15 protein-coding genes are annotated in these 17508 nt (G+C 72.2%); 12 read left to right on the plus strand and 3 right to left on the minus strand.

Annotated features, from left to right (window positions below; all coding sequences use genetic code 11):
- The first annotated feature begins 74 nt into the window (after nt 1-74).
- The 8 genes from EDF51_RS05350 to EDF51_RS05385 all read left to right on the plus strand — a co-directional run bounded on the left by EDF51_RS05350 (nt 75) and on the right by EDF51_RS05385 (nt 8936).
- On the plus strand, nt 75-1232 hold the full coding sequence (locus tag EDF51_RS05350) for an extracellular solute-binding protein (RefSeq protein WP_131878411.1): 1158 nt from the start codon (nt 75-77) through the stop codon (nt 1230-1232).
- On the plus strand, nt 1229-2269 hold the full coding sequence (locus EDF51_RS05355; protein ID WP_123294050.1) for an ABC transporter permease subunit: 1041 nt from the start codon (nt 1229-1231) through the stop codon (nt 2267-2269). The genes EDF51_RS05350 and EDF51_RS05355 overlap by 4 nt, the downstream gene beginning before the upstream one ends.
- Nucleotides 2266-3078 (plus strand): ABC transporter permease subunit, encoded by an 813-nt coding sequence (locus tag EDF51_RS05360; RefSeq protein WP_132099616.1) that lies wholly within the window; start codon nt 2266-2268, stop codon nt 3076-3078. The genes EDF51_RS05355 and EDF51_RS05360 overlap by 4 nt, the downstream gene beginning before the upstream one ends.
- 26 nt (nt 3079-3104) lie before the next feature.
- A complete protein-coding gene (locus tag EDF51_RS05365; protein WP_235036063.1) occupies nt 3105-4181 on the plus strand; it encodes an ABC transporter ATP-binding protein in 1077 nt (358 codons plus the stop codon).
- Nucleotides 4178-5776, plus strand: a complete 1599-nt coding sequence (locus EDF51_RS05370) for an inositol monophosphatase family protein (protein ID WP_133936850.1) — start codon at nt 4178-4180, stop codon at nt 5774-5776. The genes EDF51_RS05365 and EDF51_RS05370 overlap by 4 nt, the downstream gene beginning before the upstream one ends.
- Nucleotides 5777-6206: 430 nt before the next feature.
- The gene (locus tag EDF51_RS05375; protein WP_243648888.1) at nt 6207-7028 is read left to right on the plus strand and encodes a hypothetical protein; all 822 of its coding nucleotides are present in this window, start codon (nt 6207-6209) and stop codon (nt 7026-7028) included.
- Between the two features lie 61 nt (nt 7029-7089).
- Nucleotides 7090-8091 (plus strand): ATP-binding cassette domain-containing protein, encoded by a 1002-nt coding sequence (locus tag EDF51_RS05380; protein WP_123294046.1) that lies wholly within the window; start codon nt 7090-7092, stop codon nt 8089-8091.
- Nucleotides 8088-8936: an ABC transporter permease gene (locus tag EDF51_RS05385; protein WP_123294045.1), complete on the plus strand. Its 849-nt coding sequence runs from the start codon at nt 8088-8090 to the stop codon at nt 8934-8936. The genes EDF51_RS05380 and EDF51_RS05385 overlap by 4 nt, the downstream gene beginning before the upstream one ends.
- Nucleotides 8937-9006: 70 nt before the next feature.
- Here EDF51_RS05385 and EDF51_RS05390 read toward each other — a convergent pair whose 3' ends face one another.
- Nucleotides 9007-9669 (minus strand): response regulator transcription factor, encoded by a 663-nt coding sequence (locus tag EDF51_RS05390; protein ID WP_131878417.1) that lies wholly within the window; start codon nt 9667-9669, stop codon nt 9007-9009.
- Nucleotides 9666-10922: an ATP-binding protein gene (locus EDF51_RS05395; RefSeq protein WP_133936846.1), complete on the minus strand. Its 1257-nt coding sequence runs from the start codon at nt 10920-10922 to the stop codon at nt 9666-9668. The genes EDF51_RS05390 and EDF51_RS05395 overlap by 4 nt, the downstream gene beginning before the upstream one ends.
- Nucleotides 10923-11036: 114 nt before the next feature.
- Here EDF51_RS05395 and EDF51_RS05400 point away from each other — a divergent pair, with 114 nt between their 5' ends.
- From EDF51_RS05400 to EDF51_RS05415, 4 genes are all read left to right on the plus strand, one after another.
- On the plus strand, nt 11037-12440 hold the full coding sequence (locus tag EDF51_RS05400; RefSeq protein ID WP_165932312.1) for a PspC domain-containing protein: 1404 nt from the start codon (nt 11037-11039) through the stop codon (nt 12438-12440).
- Nucleotides 12441-12451: 11 nt separating this feature from the next.
- Entirely contained in the window at nt 12452-12724 is a 273-nt protein-coding gene (locus EDF51_RS05405; RefSeq protein WP_131878423.1) for a hypothetical protein, read from the plus strand.
- Between the two features lie 155 nt (nt 12725-12879).
- Entirely contained in the window at nt 12880-14781 is a 1902-nt protein-coding gene (locus EDF51_RS05410) for an amino acid transporter (protein WP_243692406.1), read from the plus strand.
- Nucleotides 14778-15746, plus strand: a complete 969-nt coding sequence (locus tag EDF51_RS05415; protein ID WP_134194067.1) for an EamA family transporter — start codon at nt 14778-14780, stop codon at nt 15744-15746. Before EDF51_RS05410 ends, EDF51_RS05415 begins: the two co-directional genes overlap by 4 nt.
- A gap of 36 nt (nt 15747-15782) precedes the next feature.
- Here the strand turns inward: EDF51_RS05415 and EDF51_RS05420 are convergent, their stop codons facing one another.
- Nucleotides 15783-17468: a long-chain-fatty-acid--CoA ligase gene (locus EDF51_RS05420; RefSeq protein ID WP_134194069.1), complete on the minus strand. Its 1686-nt coding sequence runs from the start codon at nt 17466-17468 to the stop codon at nt 15783-15785.
- Nucleotides 17469-17508: the final 40 nt, after the last annotated feature.

A 17508-nucleotide genomic window follows, 5' to 3' on the forward strand; every position in this document is an offset into this window, starting at 1 on the left:
CCCGCACAACCCCCCCCACCCCGCACCACCCCACCCCGGACGACCCCACCCCACGGAACAGGGAGATCATCGACGTGAAGACCCGAGTCCTCGCCGGCCTCGCCATCGCGGCGGCCGCGACCGTCGCACTGTCCGGCTGCGTCCAGAGCGCCAACGCCTCGAACGCCGCGGACACGAGCGGCGGCACCACGAACCTCACCGTGTTCATCAGCGGCGACACGAACGTCCAGGACCTCTGGGACAAGTCGCTCATCCCCGCCTTCGAGAAGGCGAACCCGAAGATCCACGTCAGCACGAGCATCGACCTGCACGGCGAGCACGACGCGCAGACCCAGGCGAACCTGGCCACCGCGGTCAAGGCCGGCAAGTCCGTCGCGTACGACCTGGTCGACGCCGGCTTCGTCAGCACCGCGGGCAAGGCCGGACTGCTCAGCACGGTCAGCGACAGCACGATCCCGAACCTGAAGGACGTCCCCGAGGCCACGAAGCAGCAGGGCGGCGACAGCGCGATCCCGTACCGCGCCTCGAGCGTCCTGCTCGCCTACGACTCGAGCAAGGTGACGGACCCGCCGGAGAGCCTCGACGACCTCCTCGCCTGGATCAAGGCCAACCCCGGTCAGTTCGCGTACAACTCCCCGTCGTCCGGCGGCTCCGGCGGCTCGTTCGTCGCCACGGTGCTCGCGAAGTACCTGACCGCGGAGGAGCAGGCGACGATGCAGACGACGTACGACAAGTCGCTCGAGTCGAAGTGGGACAAGGGCTTCGCAGCGCTCAAGGACCTCGGCCCCTCGACGTACCAGAAGGGGGTCTACCCGAACGGCAACGACCAGGTCGTGCAGCTGCTCGGCAGCGGCCAGATCGCGATGGCGCCGGTGTGGAGCGACCAGTTCATCACCTCGCAGAAGACCGGCGTGATCCCGAAGACCGTCAAGGCGATCCAGATCACCGACCCGTCGTTCACCGGCAGCGCGAGCTTCCTCGGCATCCCGAAGACCGAGCCGAAGGCCAAGAAGGCCGCCGCCGAACAGCTCGCCGACTTCGTCCTGAGCTCCAAGGGGCAGCAACTCGTCGCGAGCGCCGTCTCCGGCTACCCGGTCATCCCGCTCGACAGCCTGCCGGCGTCGGTCGCGGAGCAGTTCGCCGACGCGAACCCCTCGCAGCTCCGCCTCGGGTTCCAGAGCGACTTCGCCGCCGACATGAACGCGGCGTGGGACGCGAAGGTCCCGCAGTGACCCAGACCGTCCAGGACGGCCCGGCAACTGACCGGGAGGCCCGTGGCGACTCCGCCACGGGCCTCCCGCCCGTCCCGTCGCCCTCCCACGGCACCGCGGACCCCGCAGGTCGGCTGTCCGTCCAGGAGCGGCTCGACCGCCGTCGGCGGTGGCAGGGCCTCGCCCTCGTCGCGGCGCCCGTCCTCGTCGTGGTCCTGTTCGTCGGCGTACCGGTGGTGAACGCCGCGCTGTTCAGCCTCGGGTTCACCGGCGGCCTGAACCAGGCACTCGCGGACATCGGCGGCGACACCGTGCGCGGCTTCTCGTTCGCGGTGTACGGCACCCTGCTCGGCAACGCCACGTTCCTGCGCGACCTCGTCGCGACGCTCGGGGTCACCGCGTTGTCGACCGGTCTGACCGTGGCGCTCGCCGTGGCGGTGGCGGTGATCCTCCGGCTCCGCGGTGGTTTCCTCGGCAAGAGCCTCAGCGTCCTGGCCGTGGTCCCGCTCTTCGTGCCGGTGGTCATCGCGAGCTGGTCGGTCCTGACGTTCACCGATGCGCAGGGCTTCCTCCGCAGCCTCGGTGCCCAGTTCGGCCTCGACGTCCCGGTGTGGGGCTACACCCTCGTCGCCGTGGTGTTCGGCAGCGTCTGGACGAGCCTGCCGTTCGCGGTGCTGATGATCGCCGGCGCGCTGCAGGGAACTCCGGACGCCCTGGTCGAGGCCGCGAAGGACGCCGGCGCGAGCACGTGGCGGGTGGTCTGGCAGGTGCTCCTGCCGATGGCGGCGACCCCGCTCGTCATCGCGACGACGTTCACCGTCATCGGGGTCCTCGGGTCGTTCACGGTGCCGTACTTCACCGGTCCGAACGCCCCGACGATGCTCGGCGTCGACATCTCGAAGTACTTCCAGGCCTACAACCGTCCGCAGCAGTCGACGGCGATGGCGTTCATCGTGTTCGCCTTCGCCGCGGCCGCGAGCGTGTTCTACCTGCGCTCGACGGTCCGGGCGAACGCCGGCGAGCTGCGGAAGCAGCAGCAGAAGCAGGAGCAGCCGTGATCAAGCGACTCACCGGGAACACCCTCGTCTGGGCGACCGCCGTCGTGCTGGCCGTCTTCGTGCTCGGTCCGCTCCTCTGGCTGGCGGCTCGTGCCTTCGCCACGACCTGGACGTACCCGAACCTGTTGCCCGACGGCTGGACGCTGCAGTGGTGGGGCACCGTGTTCGAGGACCGGAGCCTGGCGGTCGCCGTCCAGAACTCGCTCGTCCTCGCCCCGCTGACCGTGCTCATCGCCGCGGTGGTCTGCCTGCCGGCCGCGTGGGCGATCAGCCGCATCGAGTTCCCCGGGCGACGGCTCGTCCTGGTCGGGCTGTTCGCCACGAACGCGTTCCCGAAGATGGGCCTCTTCGTCACGATGTCGGCCATGTTCACCGCGCTGAACCTCATGAACACCGTGACCGGGATCCTGATCGTGCACGTCCTGGGCTGCGTCGTGTTCATGACGTGGCTGCCCGCCGCCGCGTTCTCGGCCGTGCCGCGGTCCCTCGAGGAGGCAGCACGCGACGCCGGAGCGAGCCGCTGGCGGACCTTCTGGCGGGTGACGTTCCCGATCGCGTGGCCGGGGATCCTCGTCGCGATGGTGATGTCCTTCCTCGCGTCGTTCGACGAGGCGCAGGGCACGTACCTGGTCGGAGCCCCGACGTACATGACGATGCCGACGGCGGTGTACTCGCTCGTCCTCAACTCCCCACGTCAGGTCTCGGCCGTGTTCGCGATCGCGTTGAGCATCCCGTCCGTGGTCCTGCTGCTGCTCGCCCGGAAGCACATCATGGGCGGCCGCCTGGCGGACGGCTTCCAGATCCGATGACCACCACCAGCACGAAAGGCGACCAGATGACGGACGCAACGCTCGTCGCGGAACGCACCACGGGCCTCCCGGCCGATGGCAGCACGACGGACCGGACCCGATCCGGCGGACTCAGCATCCGCGGACTGCGCAAGACGCTCGGCGGACGCGACGTCGTCGCCGGCATCGACCTCGACGTCGCGAAGGGCGAGCTCGTCTCGCTGCTCGGCCCGTCCGGGTGCGGCAAGACGACGACGCTCCGGATGGTGGCGGGGTTCCTGCCCGCCGACGGCGGCGTCGTGACGATGGGGGACCGCGACGTCACGTCGATCGGTCCGGAGCGTCGGCCGAGCGCGATGGTGTTCCAGAACTACGCACTGTGGCCGCACATGACGGTGACGCAGAACGTCGCGTTCCCGCTGCGGACCCGACGCGTGCCGAAGCAGCGGGTGGCGGAGCGGGTGCGGGAGGCGCTCGACCTCGTCGGTCTGAGCCACCACGCCGGGTCGAAACCGACCGCGATCTCGGGCGGTGAGCAGCAGCGGGTCGCCCTGGCGCGGGCGATCGTGCAGGAGCCCGACGTGCTGCTCCTCGACGAGCCTCTGTCGAACCTCGACGCGAAGCTCCGGGTGAGTGTCCGCGACGAGATCCGGCGCATCCAGCAGCGTCTCGGCATCACGACCGTGATCGTGACGCACGACCAGGACGAGGCGCTCAGCATCTCGGACCGGATCGCGGTCATGCACGACGGCCGCATCGAGCAGATCGCGACGCCCACCGAGCTGTACGCCCGCCCCGCGACCGGGTTCGTCGCGTCGTTCATCGGGTCGACGAGCCCCGTCACCGGCCGGTTCCTGGCCGGCACGTCGGTCAGCCCCACCGTGGCGGACACGGTCTTGATCCGACCCGAGCAGGTCGTGCTCACCGACGACTCGCCGATCCGTGCGACCGTCGCCCGCGTGCTGATGCGCGGGCACTTCGCCGAGGTCGTGCTGGCCGCCGACGGCGCCGAGCTCCGCGCGTTCGTCACCGGAGCACCCCCGACGGTCGGCACCGAGACCGGGGTCCGCCTCGGCGAGGTGCTCGTGTACCGCGACGGCGCCCTGCTCGAGGGCACCCGATGAGCGCCCCGGTGTCGGCGCCCGCCGACCAGGTGGTCGCCACCAGCCCGACCGGGAGGCCCGGCGTGCGTCCGCCACGGCTCGTCGCCCACCGCGGTGCGCCGCGCGTCCGGCGCGAGAACACCCTGCCCGCCATCGCGGTCGCCGAGGCGCTCGGCGCCGAGGTCATCGAGGTCGACGTCCGTCGCACGGCCGACGATGTCGCCGTCCTGCTGCACGACGAGACCCTCGGCCGGATGTGGGGCGATGCCCGCCGGGTGTCCGACGTCGCCTGGTGCGACGTCGCCCGGCTCGGCAACGGCCTCGACCGGATCCCGCGGCTCGACGCCGCCCTCGAACGGCTCGACGGCTGCCACTCGGTGCTGCTGGTCGACCTGACGGACGCGGCCGACGGACTCGTCGCCGCCCGCACCGTCGTGGGTTCCACCGCGTCCACCACCGTGGCGTGGTGCGGAGCGCCGGCGGCGATGGCCGCGGTCCGCTCGGTGCTGCCCGACGCCGACGTCTGGCTCGCGTGGGAGTCGCTCGACCCGCCCGCTCCGGCCGACCTGGAGGCCTTGACCCCGTCCACCCTGAACCTCGACATCGCGTTCCTCACCCCGCGCACGATCGAGGTCGCGCACGCCCTGGGGCTGCGGGTCGCCGTCTGGACCGTCGACGAGGCCGAACCGGCGCTCTGGGCGGCACGGCTCGGCGTCGACTCGATCACCACGAACGACGTCGGCGCGATCGGCGCCGCACTGTCGTCGGCGGAGCGGGACGGCTGGCCGGAACGGGACCGCGAACCGACCGAGACCGAGGTCGCCTCGCGCGCCCAAGCCCTGGCACACCGCATCGCGCACGAGGTCATCGCCTTCACCCGCGAGCACCCCGTCAGCGAGGTACGGACCAAGGCGAACCCCGCAGACCTCGTCACCGACGTGGACCGACTGGTCGAACAGCACGTCCGGTCCCGCGTCCGGATGGCGTTCCCGACGCACGGCTTCACCGGCGAGGAGTACGGCGACGCACCCGGCGACCGGCACCGCTGGTACCTGGACCCCGTCGACGGCACCACGAACCTGGCGAACGGCGTGCCCTGGACGTCGATGTCGCTCTGCCTGACCCGCGGTGGCCGGCCGCTCGTCGGCGTCGTGGCCGACCCGTGGCGGGGCGAGGTCCTCGAGGCTCGGCGCGGACGCGGTGCCACCCTGCGCGACCGTCCGCTCCAGCTGGACGACACCCCGCGGCCGCTCGCCGGGGCGGTTGTCGGCACCGAGCTCGACGGGCACCGGCCGTGGCCCGGGTTCGGTGCGTTCCTCGACGCCCTGGCCGACCGGTCGTGCACGCTGCGGCTGCAGGGCTCCGGCACGCTGACCATCGCGCAGGTCGCGGCCGGGCGGGGGATCGGTGGGTGCGTGTCGGCGTTCAACCCGGTCGACCACGGGGCCGCCGTGCTGCTCGTGCACGAGGCCGGCGGGATCGTGCTGACCCGCTCCGGTCCGGTCGAGGGCTTCCCGCCCGTGGGGGAGCCGTTCCTGGTGGCGCACCCCGGGGCCGCCGACGAGCTGCACGGGGTGTGGACGGCCGCGCTCGCCGTGGGCGCCGCGGCGGGCTGAGCCGGCGCGTGCGCGCGGCAGGTGTGGCCGGCGCACGGTGCGGGGTCCGCGTTCTGGTGCGGGGTTGGCCGCTGGGTGCTGTGCTGTAGGCGCGCACGGTGCTGCCGACCCGGCACGGGTCGTGCAGGTGCGCACGGTGCGGACTGGAGGCGCGGGGCGGGTCGGGTACGGCCCTCCCGTCGGGTGGGTGGTGCGCACGGTGCGGGGTCCGCGTTCTGGTGCGGGGTCGGCCGCTGGGTGCGGTGCTGTAGGCGCGCACGGTGCTGCCGACCCGGCACGGGTCGTGCAGGTGCGCACGGTGCGCCTGCGGGCGCGGCGGCGCACGGCTGACTCTGAGCGGGCGCTCAGTCAGCGGCCGACCGCGCTCCATAGGGTGGCAGGCCACGGGCGGTCCGACCGGATCACCCGTGCACCCGAAGGAGCATCGACCATGGGATTCCTCGACCGCCTGCTCGGACGTCCGGACCGCGACCGCACCGGTGACGCGCAGCAGTACGACGCGCAGCAGAACCAGTGGGGGCAGCCGCAGCAACCGCAGCAGCAGGGCTACCGGTACGGCCAGCAGTCGTACCACCAGCCCGCGCCGACGGGGGTGCCGGCCGGGCAGCAGCAGGGCGGCCAGTACGGCGTGCCGCAGTGGGGCGGTGCACCCGCGCAGCAGCAGGGCGCGGCGACCGACGACGAGCGCGCGGTGGAGCGGTACCGCTACCTGCTCCGCACGGCGCCGCCCGAGCGCATCGAAGAGGTGCACGCCGAGGCGTTCGCGAAGCTGACCGACGAACAGCGCCGCATGGTCTACGACGAGTTCACCCGCACGGCGCCTCCCGGCGAGGCCCCGCGCGGCGACGACCCCCGCTCGCTCGCGCAGTCGGCGACGCGGTCCGAGATCCGCCAACCGGGCTTCATGGAGCGCTCGCTCGGTGGCGTCGGCGGCGGTGGCCGCTTCGGTGGGCAGCGCGGCGGACCGTCGTTCGGCAGCATGATCGGTGCCTCGGTCCTCGGCACCGTGGCCGGCTACGTCATCGGTTCGGCGATCATGAGCGCCTTCCTGCCGGACCCCGGATCGTTCGATGGCGGTACTGACGCTGCGGGTGACGGTGGTTCGGAGGACACTGGAGCCGACTCCGGTGACGGCGGTGCGTCCGACGGTGGCGCGTCCGACGGCGGCGGGTTCGAGAGTGCGGGCTGGGGTGACAGCGGATCCGACTTCGGCGGTGGCTCCAGTGACTTCGGTGGTGACTTCGGCATCTGAGTGACCGGTCACGAGTTCCCACCGACCCACTGATATTCTCCGTGGTCGACAAGGGAGCGGCATGGCCATCATCGAAGCCTCCGGGCTGACCAAGACCTACCGGTCGAAGTCCGGGCCGGTGCACGCACTGGCCGGACTCGACCTGTCCGTGCCGCAGGGCACCGTGAAGGCGCTGCTCGGGCCGAACGGCGCGGGCAAGACCACGACCGTGAAGGTGCTCACCACCCTCATCACCCCGGACTCCGGGACGGCTACGATCGACGGCATCGACGTGATCGCCGACCCGCAGGCCACCCGGCGGTCCATCGGGGTGTCCGGGCAGTACGCCGCGGTCGACGAGAACCTGACCGGCTTCGAGAACCTCGAGATGATCGGGCGGCTCTACCACCTGGGCCGGAAGACGTCGCGGGAGCGTGCCCGTGAGCTCATCGACGTGTTCGACCTGGCCGAGGCCGGGGACCGCCCGGTGAAGGGCTTCTCCGGTGGCATGCGGCGACGGATCGACCTCGCCGGGGCCCTCGTGATGAACCCGCGCGTGCTGTTCCTCGACGAGCCGACCACGGGCCTCGACCCCCGCAGCCGGCTGGCGCTCTGGGGCATCATCGAGGACCTGGTGGCCGAGGGCGCCACGGTCCTGCTCACCACGCAGTACCTCGAAGAAGCCGACCGGCTGGCCGACGACATCGCGGTCATCGACGACGGCCGGGTCATCGCCGAGGGCACCGCCGACCACCTCAAGGCGCAGGTCGGCGGCCACCGGGTGGTCGTGACCCTGGTGGACGAGACCGACGGTGACGCCGTGACGACCGTCCTGCGGCGCTACGGTGTCGGCGACGTCGAGGCCTCTGGTGACGGCCGCACCCACGCCATCGCGGTCGAGGCCGGCCCCACCGCGCTGCAGCGGGTGCTCGCCGACCTCGGCGACGCCGGTATCGAGCTGCACGACGCGGGCATGCGCCGACCGACGCTCGACGACGTGTTCCTGCGGCTCACCGGCCACGCCGCGACGGAGGACGAGGCCGACGAAGCCGCCGCCACCAAGCAGAAGGAGACGGCCCGATGACCGCCACCACCATCGCGCCGGGTCGGCAGCTGCCCGTCGTCGTCACCTCGCCGGTCGCCATCTGGTTCGAGGACGGCTGGACCGTCACCAAGCGGAACCTCATCAAGATCAAGCGGTCGCCGGACATGCTCGTCTTCGCCGTGCTCCAGCCGATCATGTTCGTCCTGCTCTTCAGCCAGGTCTACGGCGGCGCGATCGCGGTCGAGGGCACCGACTACACGCAGTTCCTGATGGCGGGGATCTTCGCGCAGACCGTCGTCTTCGGGGCGACCTTCTCGGGGTCGGCGATGGCGCAGGACCTGAAGGAAGGCCTGATCGACCGGTTCCGCACGCTGCCGATGTCGGCGTCCGCGGTGCTCGTCGGCCGGACCAACTCCGACCTCGTGCTCAACTCGATCTCGATGGCGATCATGATGCTCACCGGGTTGGCCGTCGGGTGGCGGGTGAACTCGTCGCCGCTCGAGTTCCTGGCCGGCATCGCCCTGCTGCTGCTGTTCAGCTACGCGTTCAGCTGGGTGATGGCGCTGCTCGGCATGAGCGTCAAGACGCCGGAGGTCATCAACAACGCCTCGTTCATGATCCTGTTCCCGCTGACGTTCATCTCGAACGCCTTCGTGCCGAGCGACACGCTGCCCCTGGTGCTGCGGGTGTTCGCGGAGTGGAACCCGGTGTCGTCGCTCGTGCAGGCGGCCCGTGAACTCTTCGGCAACGTCGGGTCGGCGCCGGTGCCGGACATCTGGACGATGCAGCACCCGATCGTGACGGTGCTGATCGGGATCGCCGTGATGCTCGTCGTGTTCGTGCCTTGGGCGGTCAACAAGTACACCCGCATCAGCGCGAAGTGAGACCGTCGGGGCGGTGAACAAGACTGCACCATCCACAGCCAGGATCAGCGCGAAGTGACCGCGTGGGCGCTCAGAGCAGCTTGCGCTGCAGCGCCCACGCCGTCAGCTCGTGCCGGTTCGACAGCTGCAGCTTCCGCAGCACGCTCGACACGTGGGTCTCGACGGTCTTCACCGAGATGAAGAGCTCCGCCGCCACCTCCTTGTAGGCGTACCCACGCGCGATGAGGCGCATCACCTCCTGCTCGCGCGCCGACAACCGGTCGAGTTCCGCGTCGTGCTGCGCGGTCTCGCCGCTCACCGCACCGAAGGCGTCGAGCACGAAGCCGGCCAGGCGGGGCGAGAACACCGCGTCGCCCTCCGCCACCCGTCGGACGGCCTCGGCCACCTCGGCGCTCGACGAACTCTTCGTGATGTACCCGCGGGCCCCGGCCCGGATCACCCGCACGACGTCGTCGGCCGCGTCGGACACGCTCAGCGCGAGGAACAGCGTGCCCGGGTGCTCGGCAGCGGACTGCGTGATCACCTCGGCGCCGCCACCGCCGGCTCCGCCGGGCAGGTGGACGTCGAGCAGGACGACACGGGGTGCGGTGGTCGCCACGAGCGTCACGGCTTCGTCGACGGTGGCGGCTTCACCCACGACCTGGAGGCCCGGTGGCAGTCCGGCGCGCACGCCGGCTCGGAAGATGGAGTGGTCGTCGACGACGGCGACGGTGAGCAGGTCGGGCTCGGTCATGCGTCCTCCTCGTGGTGGGGGGCGGTGGGCGCGAGCGGCAGCCGGAGCCGGACCTCGGTCCCGGTGCGACCGGGCCCCGGGGCGATGGTCGCCCGGCCGCCGAGCCGGTGCAGCCGCCCGGTGATCGACTCGCGCACGCCGTACCGTCCCTCGGGCACGGCGTCGGGGTCGAAGCCCGGCCCACGGTCGCGGATGCTGACCTCGACGACGTCCTGCGCGGTCTCGGCGTACACGCTGATCGTGCCGCCGGCGTGCCGGGCGGCGTTGAGCATCGCCTCGCGGGCAGCGGCGACGACACCGTCGGGCAGGTCGGTGCGCGACGGGCCGACCGCGATGACGTCGATGCGGACCGGGTACTCGGCCTCGATGTCGGCGGCGGCGTCGCGCAGTTCGGCGCCGAGGTCACGGGCCGGCTCGGTCTGCTCGGCGAACAACCACGACCGCAGTTCGCGTTCCTGCGCCCGGGCGAGCCGTGCGGCATCGGAGCCGGGCTCGGCCTTCTGCTGGATGAGCGCGAGCGTCTGCAGCACCGAGTCGTGCAGGTGCGCGGCGAGTTCGGCGCGCTCGAGGTCGCGGACCCGTGCCGCGCGCTCGTCGGCGAGGTCCCGGACGAGCCGGACGACCCAGGGCGCGACGACCACGGCGACGCCGAGCAGCACCGCGACCGCTGCGCTGAGCACCGTCCACACGTTCGGCCGGTCGCTCGTGGTGAAGAACAGCAGGATGCCGAGCACGACGAGCACCAGTGCACCGAGCGCCCGGACGACCAGGGTCGACGACGCCGCGGCCCGGACGGTGCGCAGGGCGTCGAACTGCCGCCAGGCCAGGGCAGCACCGGTGGCGACCACGACGCCGGGCACTACGACCTCGAGCGGGACCTGGGCGCCGAGGCGCACAGCGACGATCGCGCCCCCGGCGGCGAGCAGTGCGAGTCCGAGCAGGATCTCCACGACGGGTGCTCGACGGCTCACGGTCACGGTCGCGTCGCCGTCGCCGTCGCCGTCGGCGTCGCCGTCGCCGTTCGCACGGGGCGCCGTGAGGACGGCCTTGAGCGGTGACGTCGCGGCCGACGTCGCGCTCGGAGTGGTGGCCCACAGCCACGCGTAGAGCAGGACCCCGGCCCCGCCGCACACGGCCAGGACCGCCGTCGCCGCCCGGACGGCCCCGAGTGGCAGACCGGTGTGCGTCGCGAACCCGCTGCAGACACCGCCGAGGACCCTGGGGGTCGGGCGGGTCATCCGAGCGGTGGCCATGGGCCAATCCTGGCACTCGGGCGCCCGCACCAGCAGGGATCGGGGCAGGGATCAGGGACCGGTCAGGGGGAACCCCGATGGTGTCGGCCACCGCGGGCCGGGATGCTGGAGACCATGACCGATCACCAGCACGACACGGCTCCCGGCCCGGCTGCCGGGAACGCCGACTCGACGGCCCGGTTCTTCGACTGGATCCGCGGACTCGACGTCGCCCGCACCGACGACCGCTGGCTCGCCGGCGTCTGCGGTGCCGTGGCCCGACGCACCGGACTCGACCCGCTCGTGGTCCGCGGCGTCGCGATCGTCGTCGCCCTGCTCGGCGGTCCGGTCTTCCTGGCGTACGCCGTCGGGTGGGCGCTGCTGCCGGACACCACGGGACGGATCCACGTCGAGCGGATGATCCGCGGCGTGCTCGACCCGGCGCTCATCGGGATCGGCGTCTTCGTGGTGCTGACCTTCGTGCCCGCGGTCCAGGGGATCTGGTGGCAGGGCGTGCCCTCGGCGTGGGGGATGCCCGGCTGGCTCGAGGCGACCCTGCGCACGGCGTGGAGCATCGCGCTCGTCGGCGGGATCGTCTGGCTGGCCGTGGTGGTCGCGCGTCGTCGCACCGACGGGCCGGCGCCCGACGCTGACGCCGCCGCGGCAGCGGGGACACGGCGCGACTTCTGGACGAGCCCCGACGACCCGCGCCCGGCCGGTGGAGCCGCGTGGACGGCGGACGCGGGGGAGGCGTCGGACGCGGGCCGGGCCTCCTGGCAGTGGAACGCCCCCGGTACCCCGCAGGACCGACAGCGACGACACGACGAGCGGATGCGCGCCGAACGGGAGCGGGCGGCCGCGTGGCGCGCGACCCGCGCCGAGCGACGGTCGAGCGCGGCGTACGTCGCCGTGTCGCTCGGGCTGGCGCTCGTCGCCGGGGCCGGCGTCGCGGTCTGGGCGCAGGCGGAGGCCTGGCCGGTGGCGGTGCTCGGCATCGCCGCGGCGGTCGCCGTGCTGGCGATCGCGACCATCGTCGCCGGGATCCGGGGACGCGACGACGGTGCCCTCGGCCTGTTCTCGACGATCGGGGTCGTCGCCCTGGTCGTCACCGGGGTGCTGCCCGCCGGCACGCAGGTCTCGCTGATCGGCGGGACCACCTGGCGGGTCGACAGCGTCGCCGCCGGGTCGGAACGGAACTACGCGATGCTCGTCGGCGGGCCGACCCTCGACCTGCGCGGCCTCGACGAGACCGACGCCGGCGGGGACGTGAACCTGTGGCTCGGCGCCGGCGGGGCCGAGGTGCTGCTGCCGACCGACGTGCCGGTCCGGGTCGAGGTGAGCGGCGTTGGGTACGGCGTCGACACCGACACCGACGGCGACTCCGGCGACGACGGCAGCGGCGGGCTGTTCGGCACGACCACCGTCGAGAACCGGGCGGCACGGTCCGCCGGTACCGATGCGGTCGGGACGACGACCGTGCACCTGTGGATCCTCGGGGGCGCCGCCGACGTGCCCCGTGCGCTGACCGTCAACGAGTGAAGGACGAGACGATGACGAACGACGACGAGACGACCCAGACGTTCCCACCTGCGGCGCCGGTACCGGCACCGGCACCGGAACCTGCGCGGGCGCGCCGTGGTGCACGCTTCGGCACGATCTTCTGGGGTGTGGTGCTGCTCGTGTTCGCGATCGCGATGGCCGTGAGCGCGATCCCGGTGTTCTCGGTCGACCCGACCACCCTGTTGCTGGCGGCCTGCCTGGCGGCCGGGGCCCTGCTGGTGGTGGCGGGGCTGGTGGCGGTGTTCACCCGGCCCGCGCGGTAGCCGGACCGGGTTGTCCACAGGGGCCGTCCGGGTGCGCGCGTGCGTCACCCGGACGGCTTAGCATCGTCCACGTGACCGCGACAGACGCCGAGCGGGCCGCCCAGCGCGACGCCACGGAGCCACCCCTCGACCGCAGCACCCGACTGCGTCGCTGGATGCTGCAGGGCGCCCACCAAGGGGCATCCCACCAGGGTCCGCACCAGGTCGAGGTCGAGAAGACCCACCCGTGGTGGCGGGTCATGTGCCTGACCGGCGTCGACTACTTCTCGACCCTCGGGTACCAGCCGGCGATCGCGGCGCTCGCCGCCGGTCTGCTGTCGCCGATCGCCACGATCGTGCTCGTGCTCGTCACGCTGTTCGGCGCGCTGCCGGTGTACCGCCGGGTCGCGAGCGACAGCTTCCGCGGTGCCGGGTCGATCATGATGCTCGAGAAGCTCCTGCCGTGGTGGGCCGGCAAGCTCCTGGTGCTCGTCCTGCTCGGGTTCGCCGTCACCGACTTCATGATCACGATGACGCTGTCGGCGGCGGACGCCACGGCGCACATCGCCGAGAACCCGTACACGCCGCACTGGTTCACCGAGATCCCCGTCCCGCTCACCCTCGCGCTGCTGCTGTTGCTCGGCGTCGTGTTCCTCCGCGGCTTCAAGGAGGCGATCGGCATCGCGGTCGGACTCGTCGCGGTGTTCCTCGCGCTGAACGCCGTCGTCGTGGTGGTCGCGCTCTGGCACGTCTTCGAGCACCCGATGGTCGCCAGCGACTGGTGGTCGGGGCTCACCGCGCAGCACAGCAACCCCCTCGTCATGGTCGGCATCGCGCTCGTCGTGTTCCCGAAGCTCGCGCTCGGCCTGTCCGGGTTCGAGACCGGCGTCGCGGTGATGCCGCAGGTGCGCGGTGACGCGTCGGACGACACGAGTGCCCGGCCCGAGGGTCGGATCCGCGGCACGAAGCGGCTCCTGACCGTCGCGGCCGTGATCATGAGCTCGTTCCTGATCACCTCGTCGATCGCGACGACGTTCCTCATCCCGCAGCACGAGTTCCAGCCCGGCGGCGGTGCGAACGGGCGGGCCCTGGCCTTCCTGGCGCACCAGTACCTCGGTGGGGTGTTCGGATCGATCTACGACTTCTCGACCGTCGCGATCCTGTGGTTCGCCGGCGCGAGCGCGATGGCCGGCCTGCTCAACCTGGTGCCGCGGTTCCTGCCGCGCTACGGCATGGCGCCGCAGTGGGCGCGGGCGACGCGGCCGCTCGTCATCATCTTCACGCTCATCGCCTTCCTGATCACGGTCGTGTTCCGCGCGAACGTCGACGCCCAGGGCGGGGCCTACGCCACCGGTGTGCTCGTCCTGATCACGAGCGCCGCGGTCGCGGTCACCCTGTCGGCTCGTCGCCGGCAGCAGAAGAAGCGCACCATCGCGTTCGGCGTCATCTCGGTCGTGTTCGTCTACACGACGGTCGCGAACGTCATCGAGCGGCCCGACGGCGTCCGGATCGCGGCGATCTTCATCATCGCCATCGTCGTGGTGTCGCTCGTCTCGCGGGTGCGCCGGTCGTTCGAGCTCCGCGCGTCGTCGATCGAGCTGGACGCCACGGCCCGGCAGTTCGTCGAGGCCGACGCCGACCAGTTCAGCGCGGTCTGCATCATCGCGAACGAGCCGGGTGCTGGCACCGCCGAGGCGTACCGGGCGAAGGGACGCGAGGAACGGCGCGACTCCGGCATCCCGGCGCGCGTCCCGACGATGTTCCTCGAGGTGCTGCCCGCCGACTCGTCCGACTTCGAAGAGGACCTGCTGGTCGAGGGGCACGTCGTGCACGGACACCGTGTGCTCCGGGTCCGGTCCGGCAACGTGCCGAACACCATCGCCTCGACCCTGCTCGCGATCCGCGACACCGCCGGGGTCGTCCCGAGCATCTACTTCGAGTGGAACGAGGGCAGCCCGATCCGGAACGCCCTCCGGTTCGTGTTCACCGGTGCCGGTGACGTCGCGCCCGTCACGCGCGAGGTCCTGCGCGAAGCCGAGCCGGACGTCCACCGCCGGCCGTCCATCCACGTCTCGTGACGGGTCCCGCCAGCGCGCGCCGGGTCCCGACGCCCGCCGGTGGGCTCGCCGCGGTGGTCGTCGCCGCCGCGGTCTGGGGGACCACCGGCACCGCGACGCACTTCGCCCCGGGCGTCCCCGCCTTCGTCTTCGGCGCGGTCACCTTCGGGATCGGTGGACTCGTGCTCGCCGCCGTCGCCGGACGTGGCACGCTCCGCGCCGTCGCCGAGCGTCGCACGCGGGGGTGGGCGCTGCTCGGCGCAGGGGCGCTCGTCGTCTACGCGGTCGCCTTCTACGCGGCCCTCGCCGACGCGGGCGTCGCCCTCGGCACCACCATCGCCATCGGGTCGTCACCCGTGTTCGCCGGGCTCGTGGAGTGGGTGTCGGACAGGAGGCCCGTCACCGGCAGGTGGATCGTCGCCACGCTGGTGAGCGTGGCCGGCATGGTCGTCGTGACCCTGGCGCGGTCAGAGCACGACGGCGGTGGTGGTGCACTCGCGCTCGGGATCGCCAGTGCCCTGCTCGCCGGACTCACCTACGCGCTGTACTCGTGGGCGGTGGCGCGGGGACTGCACGCGGCGGCCGGGGCGGTGTCGGTGCCCGGCGGGCCCGGGGTCGAAGCCGTCGTGGCGGGGCTGCCGAACGGCCGCGGGCTCGTCGGCGCCGTGTTCGGCATCGCTGCCGTGCCGCTCGTCGTGCTGGTGGTCGTCGCCGGCGCGCCCTACCTCGGCGAGGGCGACAACTGGCCGGTGTTCCTGTACCTGGCCCTGGTGCCGACGGTCCTCGGGCACTCGCTGTACGCCGTGGGGTTGCGGTCCGTCGGTGCCTCGGTCGCGACCCTGGTGTCGTTGCTCGAGCCCGTGGTCGCAGCGGTGCTCGCCGTGCTCGTCGTCGGGGAGCACCTCGGCGCGACGGGATGGCTCGGCATCGCACTCGTGGTGGCCGGGCTCGCCGTGCTCGCGGTGCCGGGGCGACGCCTGCGCTGACGCGCGTCGGGCACTGACGACGTCAGCCGTCAGCCGTCAGTCCTCGGCGAGGATCTGGTCCCGCACCTTCCGCCGCAGCACCTTGCCGATCATCGAGCGCGGCAGGTCCTCGACCACGACGACCCGACGCGGCACCTTGTACGCCGCCAGCTGGTCACGCGCCCACGCCCGCAGCGCCGCGGCGTCGAACGAGGACGGGTCCTTCGGCACGACGGCGGCGACGACCTGCTCGTTGCCGCCCTGCGTGATGCCGACGACCGCGACCTCCTTGACGCTCGGGTGCTTGAGCAGGGCGTCCTCGACCTCGGACGGCGACACGTTGAAGCCGCCCGTGATGATGAGCTCCTTCAGGCGGTCGACGATCCGGACGTACCCGTCGGCGCCGATGGCCACGATGTCGCCGGTGCGGAACCAGCCGTCGGGGGTGAAGACCTCGTCCGTGGCCTCGGCCTTGCCCCAGTAGCCGCGGAACACCTGCGGCCCGCGGACCTGCAGTTCACCGGGCTCGTCGACGCCGAGCACCTTCGTGCTGTCGTCGGGGTCGACCACGCGGGCCTCGGTGGAGGACAACGGCAGCCCGATGGAGCCGAGGCGACGCTCCGGGGACACCGGGTTCGCCATCAGCACGGGGGAGCACTCGGACAGCCCGTAGCCCTCGACCAGGTACCCGCCGGTCCGGGCTTCCCACGGCTCGACGATGTCCTGCGACAGCGGCATGGCGCCCGAGATGCCGATCTCGATGCCCTCGAGCGAGACCTTCGCCGAGTCGGCGGCGTGCTGCAGTCGGGCGTAGATCGGCGGGACGGCCGGCAGGAACGTCGGCGGGTGCTTCTTGATCGCGGTGAGCACGAGCGCCGGGTCGAACGTCGGGAACAGCACGAGCCGCGAGGCCATGCTCATCGCGAAGGTCAGGCACAGCGTGAGGCCGTAGGCGTGGAACATCGGCAGCACCGCGTACACGACGTTGTCGCCCCGACGGATCTGCGGCACCCAGGCGCGGGCCTGCGCGGCGTTGGCCAGCAGGTTCCGGTGCGTGAGGACCGCGCCCTTCGGCGTGCCGGTGGTGCCCGAGGTGTACTGGATCAGGGCGATGTCGTCCGTCGACGGGCGCGGGTGCCGCTTCGACAGCTTGCGGGTGTGGACCAGGTCGTCCCACTTCGTCGTGCCGCGCACTGCGGTGGTGAGCTTCGCGCGGGACTCGCGGGCCTTCGCCACCGGCAGGGCCAGAGCGAGCCGGGTGCTGCGGGGCATCGCGCGGGTCAGGTCGACCGACACGATCGCGTCGAGCTTCACGTCGGCGGGGAAGTCCTGCAGCGTCGCGACGGACTTGTCCCAGGCGATCGCGACCTTGGCGCCGTGGTCCTCGAACTGGTGGCGGAGCTCGCGCGGCGTGTACAGCGGGTTGTGCTCGACCACGATCGCGCCGAGGCGCAGGACCGCGTAGAACGCCACGATGTGCTGCGGGCAGTTCGGCAGCACGATCGCCACCCGGTCGCCGGCACCGACGCCGAGTTTGCGGAGGCCGTTCGCCGCGCGGAGGATCTGCTCCTGCAGGTCGGCGTAGCTGGTCGTCCGCTTGAAGAACTCGAGCGCGACCCTGCCCGGGAACCGTCGCGCCGATTCCTCGACCAGGTCGATCAGGGAACCGTGCTGTTCCTCGATGTCGTGCGGGACCCCCGGGGCGTACGAGGCAAGCCAGGGACGAGGCGTGTCGATGCTCACGCGTCCCAACCTAGCGGGCCACCCCGGCGCCCGCTGGGAA

Source organism: Curtobacterium sp. PhB25 (assembly GCF_004365375.1).
Classification (GTDB): Bacteria; Actinomycetota; Actinomycetes; order Actinomycetales; family Microbacteriaceae; genus Curtobacterium.

Excerpts from the sequence above, each read along its gene's own strand:
- EDF51_RS05370 (WP_133936850.1), top strand. The coding sequence starts at position 4,178 with ATGAGCGCCCCGGTGTCGGCGCCCGCCGACCAGGTGGTCGCCACCAGC.
- EDF51_RS05410 (WP_243692406.1), top strand. The coding sequence starts at position 12,880 with ATGCTGCAGGGCGCCCACCAAGGGGCATCCCACCAGGGTCCGCACCAG.
- EDF51_RS05405 (WP_131878423.1), top strand. The coding sequence starts at position 12,452 with ATGACGAACGACGACGAGACGACCCAGACGTTCCCACCTGCGGCGCCG.
- EDF51_RS05390 (WP_131878417.1), bottom strand. The coding sequence starts at position 9,669 with ATGACCGAGCCCGACCTGCTCACCGTCGCCGTCGTCGACGACCACTCC.
- EDF51_RS05365 (WP_235036063.1), top strand. The coding sequence starts at position 3,105 with ATGACGGACGCAACGCTCGTCGCGGAACGCACCACGGGCCTCCCGGCC.
- EDF51_RS05385 (WP_123294045.1), top strand. The coding sequence starts at position 8,088 with ATGACCGCCACCACCATCGCGCCGGGTCGGCAGCTGCCCGTCGTCGTC.
- EDF51_RS05375 (WP_243648888.1), top strand. The coding sequence starts at position 6,207 with ATGGGATTCCTCGACCGCCTGCTCGGACGTCCGGACCGCGACCGCACC.
- EDF51_RS05395 (WP_133936846.1), bottom strand. The coding sequence starts at position 10,922 with ATGGCCACCGCTCGGATGACCCGCCCGACCCCCAGGGTCCTCGGCGGT.
- EDF51_RS05380 (WP_123294046.1), top strand. The coding sequence starts at position 7,090 with ATGGCCATCATCGAAGCCTCCGGGCTGACCAAGACCTACCGGTCGAAG.
- EDF51_RS05400 (WP_165932312.1), top strand. The coding sequence starts at position 11,037 with ATGACCGATCACCAGCACGACACGGCTCCCGGCCCGGCTGCCGGGAAC.